General features: G+C 64.6%; 15 protein-coding genes. 12 read left to right on the plus strand and 3 right to left on the minus strand.

All coding sequences use genetic code 11. From position 1 onward, the window contains the following. Positions 1 to 322 precede the first annotated feature (322 nt). Positions 323 to 1,525: an ISL3 family transposase gene (locus HNO52_RS07685; RefSeq protein WP_197568562.1), complete on the plus strand. Its 1,203-nt coding sequence runs from the start codon at positions 323 to 325 to the stop codon at positions 1,523 to 1,525. An 8-nt stretch (positions 1,526 to 1,533) separates the two neighbouring features. On the opposite strand, the gene HNO52_RS07690 is transcribed toward HNO52_RS07685, so the two are convergent. Both HNO52_RS07690 and HNO52_RS07695 read right to left on the minus strand, forming a co-directional pair. Continuing rightward, on the minus strand, positions 1,534 to 2,436 hold the full coding sequence (locus HNO52_RS07690) for a carbon-nitrogen hydrolase (RefSeq protein WP_197568563.1): 903 nt from the start codon (positions 2,434 to 2,436) through the stop codon (positions 1,534 to 1,536). Beyond that, positions 2,433 to 3,494: an agmatine deiminase family protein gene (locus tag HNO52_RS07695; protein ID WP_197568564.1), complete on the minus strand. Its 1,062-nt coding sequence runs from the start codon at positions 3,492 to 3,494 to the stop codon at positions 2,433 to 2,435. Before HNO52_RS07695 ends, HNO52_RS07690 begins: the two co-directional genes overlap by 4 nt. Positions 3,495 to 3,803: 309 nt before the next feature. Here HNO52_RS07695 and HNO52_RS07700 point away from each other — a divergent pair, with 309 nt between their 5' ends. After that, on the plus strand, positions 3,804 to 5,045 hold the full coding sequence (locus HNO52_RS07700) for a lipoprotein-releasing ABC transporter permease subunit (RefSeq protein ID WP_197568565.1): 1,242 nt from the start codon (positions 3,804 to 3,806) through the stop codon (positions 5,043 to 5,045). Further along, positions 5,038 to 5,772 (plus strand): ABC transporter ATP-binding protein, encoded by a 735-nt coding sequence (locus tag HNO52_RS07705; protein ID WP_197568566.1) that lies wholly within the window; start codon positions 5,038 to 5,040, stop codon positions 5,770 to 5,772. The genes HNO52_RS07700 and HNO52_RS07705 overlap by 8 nt, the downstream gene beginning before the upstream one ends. 62 nt (positions 5,773 to 5,834) lie before the next feature. Here HNO52_RS07705 and HNO52_RS07710 read toward each other — a convergent pair whose 3' ends face one another. Then, positions 5,835 to 6,374, minus strand: a complete 540-nt coding sequence (locus HNO52_RS07710; protein ID WP_197568567.1) for a DUF2062 domain-containing protein — start codon at positions 6,372 to 6,374, stop codon at positions 5,835 to 5,837. A 141-nt stretch (positions 6,375 to 6,515) separates the two neighbouring features. On the opposite strand from HNO52_RS07710, the gene HNO52_RS07715 reads away from it, so the two are divergent. The 9 genes from HNO52_RS07715 to murB all read left to right on the plus strand — a co-directional run bounded on the left by HNO52_RS07715 (position 6,516) and on the right by murB (position 15,231). Then, positions 6,516 to 8,795 (plus strand): DNA internalization-related competence protein ComEC/Rec2, encoded by a 2,280-nt coding sequence (locus HNO52_RS07715; RefSeq protein WP_197568568.1) that lies wholly within the window; start codon positions 6,516 to 6,518, stop codon positions 8,793 to 8,795. Positions 8,796 to 8,828: 33 nt separating this feature from the next. Further along, positions 8,829 to 9,497, plus strand: coding sequence for a MotA/TolQ/ExbB proton channel family protein (locus HNO52_RS07720; RefSeq protein ID WP_197568569.1), 669 nt, complete (start codon positions 8,829 to 8,831; stop codon positions 9,495 to 9,497). Continuing rightward, positions 9,494 to 9,922: an ExbD/TolR family protein gene (locus HNO52_RS07725; protein ID WP_197568570.1), complete on the plus strand. Its 429-nt coding sequence runs from the start codon at positions 9,494 to 9,496 to the stop codon at positions 9,920 to 9,922. Before HNO52_RS07720 ends, HNO52_RS07725 begins: the two co-directional genes overlap by 4 nt. Beyond that, complete coding sequence (gene msbA, locus HNO52_RS07730; RefSeq protein ID WP_197568571.1) at positions 9,919 to 11,676, plus strand: lipid A export permease/ATP-binding protein MsbA; 1,758 nt, start codon at positions 9,919 to 9,921, stop codon at positions 11,674 to 11,676. Before HNO52_RS07725 ends, msbA begins: the two co-directional genes overlap by 4 nt. After that, positions 11,673 to 12,683 (plus strand): tetraacyldisaccharide 4'-kinase, encoded by a 1,011-nt coding sequence (gene lpxK / locus HNO52_RS07735; protein WP_197568572.1) that lies wholly within the window; start codon positions 11,673 to 11,675, stop codon positions 12,681 to 12,683. Before msbA ends, lpxK begins: the two co-directional genes overlap by 4 nt. A gap of 67 nt (positions 12,684 to 12,750) precedes the next feature. Continuing rightward, positions 12,751 to 12,960 (plus strand): Trm112 family protein, encoded by a 210-nt coding sequence (locus HNO52_RS07740; protein WP_197568573.1) that lies wholly within the window; start codon positions 12,751 to 12,753, stop codon positions 12,958 to 12,960. After that, the gene (gene kdsB, locus HNO52_RS07745) at positions 12,960 to 13,733 is read left to right on the plus strand and encodes a 3-deoxy-manno-octulosonate cytidylyltransferase (RefSeq protein WP_197568574.1); all 774 of its coding nucleotides are present in this window, start codon (positions 12,960 to 12,962) and stop codon (positions 13,731 to 13,733) included. Before HNO52_RS07740 ends, kdsB begins: the two co-directional genes overlap by 1 nt. A 14-nt stretch (positions 13,734 to 13,747) precedes the next feature. Further along, positions 13,748 to 14,227, plus strand: a complete 480-nt coding sequence (locus HNO52_RS07750; RefSeq protein WP_197568575.1) for a low molecular weight protein-tyrosine-phosphatase — start codon at positions 13,748 to 13,750, stop codon at positions 14,225 to 14,227. Continuing rightward, positions 14,224 to 15,231 (plus strand): UDP-N-acetylmuramate dehydrogenase, encoded by a 1,008-nt coding sequence (murB, locus tag HNO52_RS07755; RefSeq protein WP_197568576.1) that lies wholly within the window; start codon positions 14,224 to 14,226, stop codon positions 15,229 to 15,231. The genes HNO52_RS07750 and murB overlap by 4 nt, the downstream gene beginning before the upstream one ends. Positions 15,232 to 15,266 lie beyond the last annotated feature (35 nt).

The raw sequence follows: 15,266 nt of genomic DNA on the forward strand, positions 1-15,266 counted from the left end.
GAGGAGGCGCTGTAAACCCTTCCCTAGGCGCTACTTTTGCCCTGCTTCGCTCTCGCATCCTGCTCCGCTTGCAGGACCGGTGCTGGCCATCCATGGCCAGCCCGTTCGGAGCGATGCTCCTCACCCATGGCAAAAGACCTCCTCTCCGGCTTGTCTCCAGCGCCGTTTATGGCGGTACGTATTTCACAGCTGGATTATTAGGTTCATCGCAGATCAGCGTGAAACAGGCAGGGCTTGCGGCGCGGGCAGGATAGAGAAACGGCGGTAAATCCGGGTAAGCTGATATTCGCCAAAACGTCAGCCTACGGACACCGCCGTTGCCATGAATGCTACCCCGCTCTGCCTATTCTGGAAAGGGTTCACCGTCACCCACCACGAGTTCCTGGATCCTCAGACACTGCGGCTCCAACTGGAGCCCGATGACCGGGTCCCGCCCGTCTGCAGCGGCTGCGACCACGCCTGTTTACTGGTACATGACGTGTATCGCCGGCGCGTCCGCGAGGCGCCACTGCTGATCTACCGAGTGGAGCTCAACGTCCCGGTCCGACGTCTTCGCTGCCCCCTCTGCGGCCCGACACGGGAGCGTATCGACTGGCTGCCAGGACGATCGCCAGTCACCACTACGCTGCGTCAGTGGGTAGAGCGTCTGGTCACGTTGCTGCCGATTCGGCATGTCGCGGACCTGGTCGGTTTGCACTGGCATACCGTCAAGACCATCGACAAGCAGCGCCTGGAGCGTGATCTGCCGGAACCGGATCCGACACGCTTGCGACGCCTGATGATGGACGAGTTCGCCCTGCACAAGGGGCACCGCTACGCCATTGTGGTCGCCTGCGCTGACACCCAACAGGTGGTATGGGTCGGCGAAGGCCGCTCCCGCGAGGCAGTTCGCCCATTCTTTGAGTGGCTCGGCGAGGCGCGAGAGCAGATCGAGGCCGTCGCCATGGACATGAATACGGCCTTCGATCTCGAGGTGAAGGACCAATGTCCCAACGCCGAGGTGGTCTACGACCGCTTCCATGTGGTGGCCAAGTACGGGCGCGAGGTGATGGATCGGGTGCGCGTCGACCAGGCCAATCAGCTGCGCGGCGACAAGGCGGCCCGCAAGGTCATCAAGGGTAGCCGCTGGCTGCTGCTGCGGAATGCCGACAATCTCAAGCCCGAGCAGGCGGTGAAGCTGAAGGAGCTGCTGGCGGCCAATGCGTCACTTACCACGGCGTATCTGCTCAAGGATCAGCTGAAGACCCTATGGTTTGCCGACGACGAGGTCACTGCCCGCAACGCCTGGCAGGAGTGGTACGACATGGCCATCAGCAGCGGCATAGAGGCTCTGGAACGCTTCGCTAAGCGCCTGGCGCCCTATCTGGAGGGAATCCTATCCAGTGCCCGGCACCGGCTGAACACCAGTGTGCTGGAAGGCATGAACAACCGAATCAAGGTCATCAAGCGGATGGCCTACGGGTACCGCGACACAGCGTACTTTTTCCTGAAGATCCGTGCCGCGTTTCCCGGCAAAGTGCGTTGAACCGATTATTAATCCCTGTAACGCCGGGTCAGGTCGCCATAGGCGTCGATGCGGCGGTCGCGCAGGTAGGGCCAGATGCGTCGTACGTCCTCGCCGCGACTCATGTCGAGGGTGACCAGCAAACGCTCGGCCTTGGTGCCGCCGTGGGCCAGTAGCTCGCCCTGGGGCCCGGCGACGAAGCTGCCACCCCAGAAGTCGATGCCGTCGCCGACGCCGGAATGATCCGGTTCGTGACCGACGCGATTGGCCACGATCACCGGCAGCCCGTTGGCTACCGCGTGGCTGCGCTGGATCAGCGTCCAGGCCTCTTTCTGGCGCGCCTTCTCGGCGTCGTCGTCCGAGGGGCTCCAGCCAATGGCGGTGGGGTAGAGCAGTACCTCGGCACCCGCCAGTGCCATCAGTCGTGCCGCTTCCGGATACCACTGGTCCCAGCACACCAGCAGCCCCAGCCGGCCCACCGAGGTGTCGATGGGCTGGAAGCCCTGTTTGCGGCTATCGTCCTGATCGCCCGGGGCGAAGTAGAATTTTTCGTAGAAGCCCGGGTCGTCGGGGATGTGCATCTTGCGGTAGACGCCCACCTGGCCGCGGTCGCGGTCGTAGACTACCGCGGTATTGTGATAAAGCCCTGGGGCGCGGCGCTCGAACAGCGAGCCGACCAGTACGATGCCTAGCTCGGCCGCCAGGGCAGCGAGCCGCCGTCCGGTGGGGCCGTCCAGCGGTTCGGCCAGGTCGAACAGCTCAGTGGCCTCATATTGGCAAAAGTAGTGCGTGGCATGCAGCTCCTGGAGCAGTACCAGTTCGGCACCGGCGGCTGCCAGCTCGCGTACGCCAACTTCGCTCTCGGCCAGGCTGCGCTCCTTGTCCGGCCAGGCGGGCTGCTGGACCAGGCCGACCTTCAGGGTGCGGGTCATGAGGTTTCTCCTTGCTGTGTAGCGGCGTTCAGGCTGCCCCGGGGGAGCTGCATGGTCAGACAGTGCAGGCTGCCGTGCTGGCGAATCACGCTCAGGCAGTCGATGGGTACGATCTCCCGGCCGGGAAAGGCCTCGGCCAGGACAGCGAGCGCCCGACTATCGGCGGCATCGCCATAGACCGGCACCAGCACCGCGGAGTTCACGATCAGGAAGTTGGCGTAAGTGGCCGGCAGCCGATGCCCATCCATCGGGTCAAAGCAGGGCCGTGGCCAGGGCAGCGGTACCAGGCGATAGGGCTCGCCGTCGGCGCGGCGAAACGCCTTGAGTTCCGCCTCCATGGCGGCCAGGGCCGGGTAGTGCGGGTCGGCTTCATCGTCGCAACGCACATAGGCGATGGTCGTTGGGTCGCAGAAACGCGCCAGGGTGTCCACATGGCTGTCGGTATCGTCGCCTTCAAGGTGGCCGCTGGCCAGCCACAGGATCCGCTCGATGCCGAAATCGGCCTTCAACAGCGCTTCCACCTCTGCACGGTCCAGCTCAGGGTTGCGGTTGGGGTTGAGCAGGCAGGCTTGGGTGGTGAGCAGGGTGCCTTTGCCGTCGGTATCGATGGCGCCGCCTTCGAGAACGATGTCGCGGCTCTCCACCGAGCAGGCGTAGGCGCCCGCTTCGGCCAGGCACCGGGTCAGGCGATTGTCGCGCTCGGCCTCGAACTTGCCGCCCCAGCCGGTAAAAACGTAGTCGAGCAGCAGAAGTCTACCGTCGCGTTCGATGGCGATGGGGCCATGGTCGCGAGTCCAGGTGTCATCGGCTTCGGCTACGACGAACTGCAGGCGTGCAGGATCGACCCCAAGGTTGGCGAAGCGCCTTGCGAGATGGTTGCGTGTGGCGGCGCTGGGCACCGCGATCAGCATGTGTTGATCGTGCGCTATGGCCACCACCATCGCTTCCATGGTGGCCTCGATGCGCTCGAGCAAGGGTGCCCAGTCACTGGTCGGACTGGGCCAGGTGAGCTGAACGGCATCCTGTGGGTGCCATTCGGGAAGCAGGCGATTGGCCATGAGCAAAGCCTCTTGAGTCGCGTCTTAGGGAAGCGCTGCACAAATGCCTACGCGAGCGCATCACTGCGTTGCGCGGTGCGCGGAACCCTCACATATACCCCATATGCTCCGGTTCCTGTGCTCCATGCGCCTTGTGCTTCATCTCGCTCGTCGATTTGTTCAGTGCTTCCTTAGAACGGTGCCGTGTACCGAGTCGGCGAAATGTAGGCTCGCACCGCCAATGATGCAAGCTTCTGGGAAACCCAACGCATCCGATGCAGCGCAGCGGAAAAAACCGTACCATGGCCACCTCTGACAAGGAACGCGATGATGCTCGACCGCCTACCACTGCTGATAGGGTTGCGTTATGTGCGCGCCAAGCGCCGCAACCATTTCATTTCCTTCATATCCTTGACCTCCATGCTGGGCCTGATGCTGGGCGTAGCGGTACTGATCCTGGTGCTCTCGGTAATGAACGGTTTCGACCATGAACTGCGCACCCGCATTCTCGGCATGGTGCCGCATACCAAGATCGAGTCCCCCAGCGGCCTGGTCGAATGGGAGGCATTGGCCGAACAGCTGATGCAGCGCGAGCGGGTGATCGGTGCTGCGCCCTACGTTGAGCAGCAGGGCATGTTTTCGGTGAGTGGGCGCAACGAGGGTGCCATGGTCAACGGCATTCATCCCGAGTGGGAGGATCGTGTCTCGATCATCGGTAGCCACATGCGCCAAGGCAGCCTCGACGACCTGCAGCCGGGCGAGTGGAACGTCGTCTTGGGCTCCCTGCTGGCGCGTCATCTGGGGGTTGGCGTGGGTGACCGTGTCACGCTGTTGGTGCCCGAGGCATCGATTACCCCGGCCGGTGTCTTTCCGCGCCTCAAGCGTTTCACAGTGAGCGGCATCTTCAGCGTCGGCGCCGATCTCGATGCCAACCTGGCTTATGCCAACATCGAGGACATGCAGACCCTGGCACGACTGGGCGACGCCGTGGGTGGGCTACGTCTGGAGCTGGACGACCTGTTCGCCGCAGGGGCCGAGACGCGCGCCATCGTCAACCAGCTGGGCATGGGCTATCGCGGTATCGACTGGACCTACTCCCATGGCAACCTGTTTCAGGCGATCCAGATGGAGAAGCGCATGATTGCGCTGTTGCTCACGGTTATCATCGCCGTGGCCGCCTTCAACATCGTCTCGACCCTGGTGATGGTGGTAACCGACAAGCACGCCGATATCGCCATACTGCGTACCATCGGCGCCACACCGCGCTCGATAATGGGCATCTTCGTCGTCCAGGGCTTGGCGATCGGCATCATCGGTATCGCCATTGGCGTGGGGCTCGGCATCCTGCTGGCATTGACCGTTTCCGACCTGATCGGTTGGGTGGAATCGACCCTTGGTATCCAATTTCTCGACGCCGGTGTCTATTTCATCAGCGACCTCCCGTCACGCCTGCACTGGGATGACGTGCGAAACATCATTGGCGCCGCCTTCGGCCTGACCTTCCTGTCCACTCTCTATCCGGCCTGGCGCGCCTCGCGCGTGCAGCCTGCGGAGGTACTGCGCTATGAGTGATTTGACCACCGCAAACCAGGGGGGCCTCACGCAGCGTACGGCCAGTGGCAGGGTAATGCTGGCCTGCCGCGACCTGACGCGTATCTATCGCGAGGGGCCTCAGGACGTCACCGTGCTCGATGGCCTATCGCTCGAGGTATGCGCCGGGGAGCGTGTCGCCGTGGTGGGTAGCTCGGGGTCGGGCAAGACCACGCTGCTCAATCTCTTGGGGGGGCTGGACCGCCCGACGCGTGGCGAGGTGGCCATTGCCGGCGAATCCCTGCTCGACCTGGGTGAGGCGGCACTGGGGAAGTTCCGTAATCGCCATATCGGCTTCGTCTATCAGTTCCACCATCTGCTGGCCGAATTCACCGCGCTGGAGAACGCAGCACTGCCGCTGATCATTCGCGGACAGCGCAAGAAGACCGCTGAGGCGCGGGCTCGCGAGCTGCTGGTCAAGGTGGGCATCGAGCATCGTGCCGACCACAAGCCGGGCGAGCTCTCGGGTGGCGAACGTCAGCGCGTGGCCATTGCCCGAGCCCTGGTCACCGACCCCAGCCTCGTACTGATGGACGAACCCACCGGCAATCTCGACCAGAGCACCGCTGCCAGTATCCTGGCCCTGATGGACGAGCTGGCCCGCACCACCGAATGTGCCTTCGTTGTGGTGACCCACGACCCCTCGCTCGCCGCCCACCAGGATCGAGTAATGAGGCTGGATGGGGGGCGTCTCAGCGAGCAAGCCTGAGTCCTGCTCTGCCAAGGTGCCTTCGATTTGACATTCCCTTCAGAGCCCCTTGTCCAAGGGGCTCAATCGCTCGTTTCGCGGCGTCTCAGCCGGCGCTTCGTGGCACGCTGTTTCCAGCTGCGGGAGACGTGCCAGCGCCATGCCAGGCGTACCAGCAGGTTCACCACAAGGGCCAGCACTATAGCTGTTGCCACCGAGCCCAACGCCACGGCAGGCACGATGTCGGCGGTGCGTTCGGCGATCCAGCGGGTCGAGACGCGAGTAGGAGCCTCTCGCGCCGGAGTATCCATCAGCCAAGCGCCGATCCGGTAGTTGCCATAGAAAACCAGCGGCATGGTCAAGGGGTTGGTGATCCACACCAGACCCACGGAGAGCGGCAGATTGCAGCGCAGCAGCCAGGCGCCGAAGGCTGCAACCACCATCTGGCAGGGGATCGGCAGCATGGCACTGAACAGTCCAACGGAGAAAGCGTTGGCCACGGTGCGCCGGGTGAGCACCCAAAGCCCGGGATCGCCGATCATTCGATTCATGAAGCGCAGCGAGCGCTGGCGCCTGAGCGTCTCGGGGTTGGGCATGTAGCGCTGCAGGAATCGCCGCGGCATGTCGGATTGGCTCGCTGCTTCGGGACCCGGGTATTATCCATGTATGCAAGCAGGCTCGCCATGCTGGGGGCGGAATGTGGCTCAACGGAGTGAATCGGGCCTGGGGTCGGGGAAGAAGGGGGCGAGGGAGTGCGACGGGGTATGGCAATGCCGCTGGCGCTGGCAGCGCTGGTCGGCGTAGGGTTGGGACGCTGGGCGCCGTCAGGACTGTTTGAAGCCTGGTCGTTGTGCCTGCTGTTCCTGGTCGCGAGAGGCGAATGGCGGGCTGTCGCCCTGGCAGCGGTCTTTGCCTTCGCAGCGTCTCAGGTATTGCTGGCCCAGGGTGCTGAGCTGCCCGACGGGTTACTGCGCGCCGATCTCGCCCTGGAGGGGCGCATCGAATCCGTCGAGAAGGAAGGGCGGCTCAGCCGTTTGATGGTACGCGTCGATGCGTGCCGGCCGTGGGACTCCGCCAGGCTGCCGTGCGATTCCTTGCGCCGGGTGCGGCTAAGCTTCTTCGAGGCGCCTGAGGTCGAGCCAGGGGAGCGCTGGGCCATGACCGTGCGGTTGAGACCGCCGGGGGGGTTCGCCAACCCCGGTACCTTCGATTATGGCGCCTGGCTCTGGCGCGAGGGAATCCAGGCCACCGGCTACGTGCGCAGCGAGCCCGGGGCCGAGCGACTGGCGGCGGCGCCGACATCGTTGCGCCAGCGCGCGCTCAACTATCTCGATGAACGCCAGCTCTCCCCGCAGACCCGGCGCTGGCTGGCCGCCCTGACACTGGGAGCGAGCGAGCGGCTCGGGCGCGACGACTGGGATCTGCTCAACGCCAGCGGCACGACCCATCTGGTGGTGATTTCCGGATTGCACGTGGGGCTGGTGGCGACCTTCGTGCTGCTGGCTTCACGCGCTCTGGCCCGGCTGGTCGTGCCGCGCCGCTGGCGAATGGCGGTATGGCCATGGTGGCTGGCCGGTGTCGCGACCGTCGGCTATGCCTGGCTGGCGGGGCTGGAGCCACCGGCCATGCGCGCCATGATCATGACGCTGATCGGGCTATGGGTGGCCAGCGGGCGACATGCACCCGGCCCGTGGCAGGCGTGGTGGCTGGCTCTGGGGCTGGTGATAGCCTTCGACCCTCTGTCGGCGTGGCGCCCCGGGCTGTGGCTGTCGTTCCTGGCCGTGGCGCTGCTGATCCTGATCTGGCAGGGGCGCCCGCGGCCGCGGGGCGTTTCCGGCTGGGGTCGGGGGTTGGTGCGTACTCAGCTGCTGCTGGCTCCGTTGATGGCGGCCGCCGTACTGCTGGCATTCGCCAGGCTGGCCCCGGCGGCGCCGCTGGTCAACCTAGTGGCGGTGCCGCTGGTGAGCCTCCTGCTGGTGCCACTCGGTCTGCTGGGTTGGCTGTTCGCGCCCCTTCCGTACCTGGGCGACTGGTGCTGGCGGCTCTTCGAGTACGCCGCACGGCTGCTGGTTGGATTGCTGGAGCTGGCCGTGGAGCGCTTGCCGCTGTGGTGGCCCTCGCCGGAGCAGGTCCTGCCTCTGGCCCTCATGCTCGGCCTCGTGGCACTGCTATGGGCGCTTCCCGGCCTGACCAGGACATTGCGCCTGGGGGCTGCGCTACTGCTGGTACCGGCCATGCTGGGGCTGACGGCACCTCTATCCGAGCCAGGCGCCCTGCGGGTGAGGGTGCAGGATGTCGGCCAGGGCCAGTTGATCGAGCTGCGTAGCGCCAATTATCGTCTGCTCTACGATAGCGGTCCCCGCTTCGCCTCGGGTTTTGCCCCGCTGAGTTCGCTGTGGCCGGCGGGGCAACACTTCGATGAGGTAATAGTGAGCCACGGAGACCTAGATCATGCCGGTGGCGTTGCCGTGCTGGCTGCGGAACATGCGGTAGGGCGGTATCTGGCCCCATCCGGTGAATCCATCGGCGTACCCTTCGAAAGCTGCCGGCGCGGACAGGCCTGGCAGCGGGATGGTGTGTCCTATCGGGTGCTCTGGCCGCCCGAGGAGACGGAGCAGCTTTCCAATAACGATCGCTCCTGCGTATTGGAAGTGACGGCTGGCAGCGACCGCTTGTTGATTACCGGTGATGTCGGCCGCGAGATCGAACGAATGTTTCTGCTCGACGTGGAGCTGCCGGTCACGCTACTGGTGGCCGGGCACCATGGCAGCCACACCAGCTCGGGACCGCATCTGGTGCAGTGGGTGGCGCCGCGCCACGTGATTTACAGTGTTGCTCGACACAGCGCCTTCGGACACCCTCACGACGAAGTGGTGCGGCGCTTTCGCCGCGCCGGCAGTTGTCAATGGAGCACCGCCCTGGATGGCGCCGTAACTTTCTGGCTGGGTCGCGAAGAGCAGGTGTCGCTTCACGCCGAGCGTGACATACCCTGGCGCCGCGGCGGTGTCGAAGGCTGGTGCCATGGGGTAGAATCGCGCCATTGATCGCGACGGTCGTTGCGTGAAGAGGGGAAACCGATGGACATGATGGACGCGCTCATCGCCGGCGGCTGGTTGATGATCCCACTGCTGGGATGTTCGCTATTGGCGACGGTGATCATCATCGAGCGCCTCTGGACCCTGCGTGCCAAGCGTATTGCACCTTACGGCCTGGGCCAGGAAGTCTGCTCGCTGGTGGCCCGTGGCCAGGTCAACCTCTACTGGCTCGAGGGCCATTCGCCGCTGGGTGGCGTGCTGGCTGCGGGGCTGCGCAATGCGCGCCTGGGTCACGAGCAGGTCAGGGCACGGCTGCAGGAGGCCGCGACCGCCGTCATCCACGACATGGAACGCTTTCTGAGCCCCTTGGGCACCATTGCCGCGATTACCCCCCTGATCGGTCTTCTGGGCACCGTGGTCGGCATGATCGAAGTGTTTGCGGTGATCGTGTCCGCCGACGGTGCCGGGCGTACCGCCGAACTGGCTGGCGGCATTTCGCGCGCCTTGGTCACTACCGCAGCGGGCCTCACCGTAGCGATCCCGGCGCTGATGTTTCATCGCTACTTCCAGCGGCGGGTCGAAGATATCACCGTGCGCATGGAGGAACAGGCGGGCCAGGTGGTGGAATTTCTCGCCCATTACCGTGGCGAGCTGGGCTTCAGCGAACAGCGTGAGGCAGAGCGTCCATCTGCAGAGGCCCGGCGCTCGTGAGGTTTGCGCGCCGTCGCCGTGATCCGGTGGAGGTCAACCTCACGCCGCTCATCGACGTGGTCTTCCTGCTATTGATCTTCTTCATGGTTTCGACCACTTTCGAAACCCGCCAGGCGCTTGAGCTCACGCTTCCCGAAAGCGCAGGCGGCATTGACCTCGAGGTTTCGCCGGTCACTCTAGTGGTGACCGAACAGGGGCGCTACCGGCTGGGCGAGCGTGAACTGGCTACCGCCGAGCTTGGCGACGCACTCGCCGCCGAGGCCGACCAGGCCAGGCAGCACGGGCTGGTGATCGAGGCCGATGCCAGGGCGGTGCACGCCGACGTGGTGCGGGCGCTCGACCAGGCGGGAGTGCTCGGCATCCGTCAAGTTCGCATCGCCACACGCGAAACACAGGCAACATCCACGCAAGCGGAGACACCGTGACTCAAGACCGGACCCAATACTCGGGCTGGGCCCTCTATAAGCAACTGCTGGCCTACGTGAAGCCACATTGGATCTCCTTCTCCCTGGCGATCGTCGGCTACGCGCTCTATGCGGCCTCCAGCACGGCCTTGGCCGAGATGATGAAGCGCCTGATCGACGGCATCCAGGACCCCGATGCCTCCTTTCGCCTCTTTCTGCCGTTGTTCGTGGTGTTCATGTTCGCGGTCAGGGGGGTGGGGACGTTTCTCGGTACCTATTTCATGAGCAACGTGGCACGCAACGTGGTACATGCCCTGCGCTGTAACGTGTTCAACCACATGCTGCACCTTCCGGGAAGATTCTTTGACTCCCATTCCAGCGGTCACCTGATCTCGCGGGTCACCTACCACGTGGAGCAGGTTACCGGAGCGGCGACAAACGCCATCACGATTCTGCTGCGTGAAGGACTGTTCGTGCTCGGTCTGCTGGCCTACCTGCTGTGGACCAACTGGATGCTGACCTTGTTGTTCCTCGCCGTGACGCCGCTGATCGGCGGCGTAGTGAGCTATGCCAGCAAGCGGTTTCGGCGCATCTCCCAGCGCATCCAGAGTTCCATGGGCGACGTCACCCATGTAGCCTCCGAGGCCCTCACCGGCTATCGCGTGGTGCGTACCCACGGCGCCGAGGCCTTTGAAAAGGCGCGCTTCGCCCGGGCCAGCGACTACAACCGCCAGCAAAAGATGAAGGAAGCCCTGACCAAGGCGGTCAGCACGCCGGTGATCCAGCTGATGATCGCCGTGTCACTGGCCATACTGGTGTGGTTTGCGATGTCACCGGCGCTGCTGGCCGACATGACGCCCGGTGAATTCGTCGCCTTCATCACCGCCGCGTCGCTGATGGCCAAGCCGGTGCGCCAGCTCACCGAGATCAATAGCGAGATCCAGAAAGGGATCGCCGCGGCCGGGGAGCTGTTCGGCCTGATGCGGGTGCCGACAGAGCCCGACGAAGGCACCCGTGAACCCGAGCGTCTGCGCGGCAGGGTAGAACTGCGTGGAGTTCACTTCCGCTACGGCGACGATCAGCCCGAGGTGCTCAAGGACATCGACGTGGCCATCGAGCCCGGCGAGATGGTTGCCATCGTGGGACGCTCGGGCAGTGGCAAGTCGACCCTGGCCGGCTTGCTGCCACGCTTCTATCGACCTACCTCCGGCCAGGTGCTGATCGACGACGTGCCTATCGACGAATACCGCCTGGCACCCTTGCGCCGTCAGATTGCACTGGTGTCGCAGCAGGTGACCCTGTTCAACGCCAGCGTGGCCGACAACATCGCCTATGGCGTACCGCAGGCCGAGCGCAGCAGCATCGAGGCGGCGGCGAAGGCAGCCTATGCCCATGAATTCATCGAGCGGCTGCCTGAAGGCTACGACTCCATCGTCGGCGACAATGGCGTGATGCTCTCCGGTGGACAGCGTCAGCGCCTGGCCATCGCCCGGGCGATCTTCAAGGACTCGCCGATGCTAGTGCTCGACGAGGCCACTTCGGCGCTGGATACCGAGTCGGAGCGTTATATTCAGCAAGCGCTCGAGGTGGTCTGCCGTGGGCGGACCACGCTGGTCATCGCCCATCGCCTCTCTACGATCGAACGGGCGGACCGCATCATTGTCATGGAACAGGGTCGGATCGTCGAACAGGGCAGCCATGCCGAATTGCTGGCACACAATGGAGCCTATGCAGCGCTGCATCGGCTGCAGTTCCAGGAAGCCTCGGTGTCATGAGCGATGGCCTGGGCGAGCGTTGGTTGCAGGCGGCCTATGGCAATGCCGTCTGGCTCAAGGCGCTGCGCCCGCTCGAGTCGATCTATCGATGGGCCATAGCGCGGCGTGCGGCAGCCTACCGTGATGGTCATCGTACGGTGTGGCGAGCCCCGGTACCGGTAATCGTGGTCGGCAACGTGACCCTGGGAGGGACGGGCAAGTCTCCCCTGGTGGCCTGGCTTGCCCGCTACCTGAAGGAACGCGGCTGGCGGCCTGGCATCGTGTCGCGGGGGTACGGCGGTAAGGCGGGGCGGGGCGCAGACTATCCTTTGCATGTCACGACACGGACGCCGATCTCCCAGAGCGGTGATGAGCCGCGCATGCTGGCGCGCCAGACCGGCCTGCCGGTGGTGGTCGACCCTGACCGCCCGCGTGGGGCCCGGGCGCTGCTCGAACAGGGCTGCAATATTCTGCTGAGCGACGATGGCTTGCAGCACCTGGCGCTGGGACGCGATGTCGAACTGGTAGTAGTGGATGGTCTCCGTGGCTTCGGCAATCGACGTTGCCTGCCGGCGGGCCCGCTGCGTGAGCCCTTGTCGCGCCTGAGTGAGGTGGACGCCGTGCTGGTCAATGGTGAAGCGGCTATCGCACTGCCCGAGGGAACCCACGCCTTTCGCTTGGCCCCGGTGCGCTGGCGCTCGTTGGCGGACGGCGCGAGCTTTCCCCTGGACCCGCTGCCTTTTCGGGGGCCAGTGCACGCGGTCGCGGGAATCGGTAATCCCGGACGCTTCTTCGCGACTCTGAACGACCTGGGCGTAGCAGCAAGCGCGCATGCCTTCGCCGATCACCATCGCTTCTTGCCGCAGGACCTGGCTTTCGACGATGACCTGCCAGTAGTGATGACGGCCAAGGATGCAGAGAAATGCGATGCCATGACTCTCGCGCAGGGCTGGGTACTCGAGGTCGAAGCCGAACCGTCGGCAGACTTCGTCGCCTGGCTGGACAGTCGGCTGGCAGGGCTGCGATAACCGTATGGTCAAATGTATAAGAGCATGAAACTCGTGGACGGAACTCGTGGACGATAGAGGTGAGACGATGGACAAGGAATTGCTGGCCATGCTGGTCTGCCCGCTGTGCAAGGGCAAGCTCAAGTACGACCGCAAGGCCGAGGAACTGTTGTGCCACTACGATGGCCTGGCCTATCCGGTGCGCGACGGCATTCCGGTCATGCTGCCCGAAGAGGCGCGCCGGATGGAGGTCGACGAGAAGCTGCCGGCTTCACCCGGTCGTACCGGAGAGGTGTGATGGCGCAGGAAAACGCCTTCATTGCGGTGATTCCGGCACGTTTCGGCTCCTCTCGGCTTCGGGGCAAGCCGCTGCTCGACATCGGCGGTGAGCCCATGGTGGCGCATGTCTGGCGACGTGCCAGCGAAAGCGTCGCCAGTCGCGTGGTGGTGGCCACTGATGATGCACGTATACGAGACGCCATGCTGCCGCTGGGGGCCGAGGTGGTGATGACCCGCGCCGACCATTCCTCCGGCACCGACCGTCTGGCCGAGGTGGTCGACCAGTTGGGGCTCGCCGACGACGCCGTGCTGGTCAACGTGCAGGGCGACGAACCGCTGATTCCGCCGCGCTTGATCGACCAGGTCGCCATGCGGCTGCATGACGACCCCGGCGCCTCCATCGCGACCCTTGCCGAGCCTATCGCCGACGTCGAGACGTTGTTCAATCCCAACGTGGTCAAGGTGGTGCGGGCGCTTTCCGGCCGTGCTCTCTATTTCTCGCGCGCCCCCATTCCCTGGGATCGCGAGTCGTTCGCCACGCGTCCGGAGTGGCTCGAGACCGATGCCTGGCTTCGCCATATCGGAATCTACGCCTACCGTGCTGCTTTCCTGGCGGAGTATCGCGACTGGAGCCCCGCGGCGCTGGAGCAGCTAGAGCAGTTGGAACAGCTACGGGCGCTGCACCACGGCCATGCCATCCAGGTGGCCCTGGCTGCCGAGCCCAATCCAGCCGGTGTCGATACGCTCGAGGACCTGGAGCGCGTCAGGGCCTTGCTGATCGAGAATTCGTAAGCAGGAGGAGACTCATGCGCGTTCTGTTCGTCTGTCTCGGCAATATCTGTCGTTCACCCACCGCCGAAGGCGTGTTTCGTCGGGAGCTCGAGTCGGCAGGGCTGGCGCATCGTGTCGAGGTCGACTCGTGCGGCATCGGTGACTGGCACGTGGGCAAGTCGCCGGACCCGCGCTCCGCGGACGCCGCCCGTCGTCGTGGCATCGACTTGAGCGAGCTTCGCGCGCGCCAACTGTCGGGCGAGGATTTCCAGCGCTTCGATTACCTTCTGGCCATGGATCACGACAACCTGGCGGCGCTGCGCCAGCTGTGTCCCGAGGAGTGTCAGGCCCACATAGGCCTTTTCCTCGATTTTGCCGGTCATGTCGACCGCCCGGTACCCGACCCCTTTTACGGTGGCGAGCGGGGCTTCGAGGAGGTGCTGGACCTGATCGAGTCCGCTTCCCGCGGCCTGGTCGAGGATATCACCCGGCGTCTTGAGGGGGCGCGGCGTTGAGCGATGCCACTCTGGCCGAACATGATCTGAGTTCGGCCAACACCTTGGGATTGCCCTGCCGTGCCGAGCACTTCGCCGCGCCGGCGGCCATCGAGCCGCTGCGACGACTGCTGCGCCAGGCGGCCGAGCGGGATTGGATCCTGACCGTCCTCGGCGGAGGCAGCAATCTGATCCTTCCCGAGCGGTTATCGGGGCTGGTGCTCAAGCCGGCGCTGCGCCACTGGTGGCTGGAGCGACAGGGCAGCAGCGTTCTGGTGCATGTTGGGGCAGGGGTCGAATGGCATGCGTTGGTCATGGCCCTGGCCGGCCGCGGGCTATGGGGGACGGAGAACCTGGCGCTGATTCCGGGTTTCTGCGGCGCCGCACCGATCCAGAACATCGGCGCCTATGGCGTCGAGCTATGCGAGGTGCTCGAGGCGGTCCAGGTACTGTTCGTGGAGGATGGCCGCAGTGCCGTACTCACTCCCGAGGAGTGTGCCTTCGGCTATCGTGACAGCATCTTCAAGGGCGAGTTGGAGGGAAGGGTAGTCATTACCGGCTTGACGCTACGCCTGACCCGGGTGGCCTCACCACGCCTGGCTTATGGCGATCTGGCCCAGCGGGTAGGACCGTGCCCAGGCCCGCTCGAGGTGGCCGAGGCGGTATGCGCCATTCGCCGCGAGAAGCTGCCCGACCCGGCAGAGCTTGGTAATGCCGGCAGCTTCTTCAAGAATCCCATCGTCGAATCGGAGCGGGCCGCTGAACTGATGACGTCATGGCCTGCGATGCCGCATTTCGAACTGCCGGATGGGCGTGTCAAGCTGGCTGCCGGTTGGTTGATCGATCAATGCGGCCTCAAAGGTTGGCGTAGCGGCCATTTCGGCGTGCACGACCGCCAGGCTCTGGTGCTGGTTCACTTTGGGGGCGGCAGCGCCGCAGAGCTACTGGCCTTTGCCGATCGCGTAGTCGAGCAGGTTCAGGCACGTTTCGGCGTGGTATTGGAGCGCGAACCCAGGCTGGCTTGAGTCCACCGCTAACGAAGTCGCTCGGCAAACACCCG

This window comes from Halomonas sp. MCCC 1A13316, from assembly GCF_014931605.1.
GTDB lineage: Bacteria > Pseudomonadota > Gammaproteobacteria > Pseudomonadales > Halomonadaceae > Halomonas.

What these genes read in the sequence shown, in the direction of transcription:
- lpxK (WP_197568572.1), top strand. Translation starts at nt 11,673, where the DNA reads ATGAGCGATGGCCTGGGCGAGCGTTGGTTGCAGGCGGCCTATGGCAAT.
- HNO52_RS07685 (WP_197568562.1), top strand. Translation starts at nt 323, where the DNA reads ATGAATGCTACCCCGCTCTGCCTATTCTGGAAAGGGTTCACCGTCACC.
- HNO52_RS07695 (WP_197568564.1), bottom strand. Translation starts at nt 3,494, where the DNA reads ATGGCCAATCGCCTGCTTCCCGAATGGCACCCACAGGATGCCGTTCAG.
- HNO52_RS07690 (WP_197568563.1), bottom strand. Translation starts at nt 2,436, where the DNA reads ATGACCCGCACCCTGAAGGTCGGCCTGGTCCAGCAGCCCGCCTGGCCG.
- HNO52_RS07720 (WP_197568569.1), top strand. Translation starts at nt 8,829, where the DNA reads ATGGACATGATGGACGCGCTCATCGCCGGCGGCTGGTTGATGATCCCA.
- HNO52_RS07700 (WP_197568565.1), top strand. Translation starts at nt 3,804, where the DNA reads ATGCTCGACCGCCTACCACTGCTGATAGGGTTGCGTTATGTGCGCGCC.
- HNO52_RS07710 (WP_197568567.1), bottom strand. Translation starts at nt 6,374, where the DNA reads ATGCCGCGGCGATTCCTGCAGCGCTACATGCCCAACCCCGAGACGCTC.
- HNO52_RS07715 (WP_197568568.1), top strand. Translation starts at nt 6,516, where the DNA reads ATGGCAATGCCGCTGGCGCTGGCAGCGCTGGTCGGCGTAGGGTTGGGA.
- HNO52_RS07740 (WP_197568573.1), top strand. Translation starts at nt 12,751, where the DNA reads ATGGACAAGGAATTGCTGGCCATGCTGGTCTGCCCGCTGTGCAAGGGC.
- HNO52_RS07750 (WP_197568575.1), top strand. Translation starts at nt 13,748, where the DNA reads ATGCGCGTTCTGTTCGTCTGTCTCGGCAATATCTGTCGTTCACCCACC.
- kdsB (WP_197568574.1), top strand. Translation starts at nt 12,960, where the DNA reads ATGGCGCAGGAAAACGCCTTCATTGCGGTGATTCCGGCACGTTTCGGC.
- HNO52_RS07705 (WP_197568566.1), top strand. Translation starts at nt 5,038, where the DNA reads ATGAGTGATTTGACCACCGCAAACCAGGGGGGCCTCACGCAGCGTACG.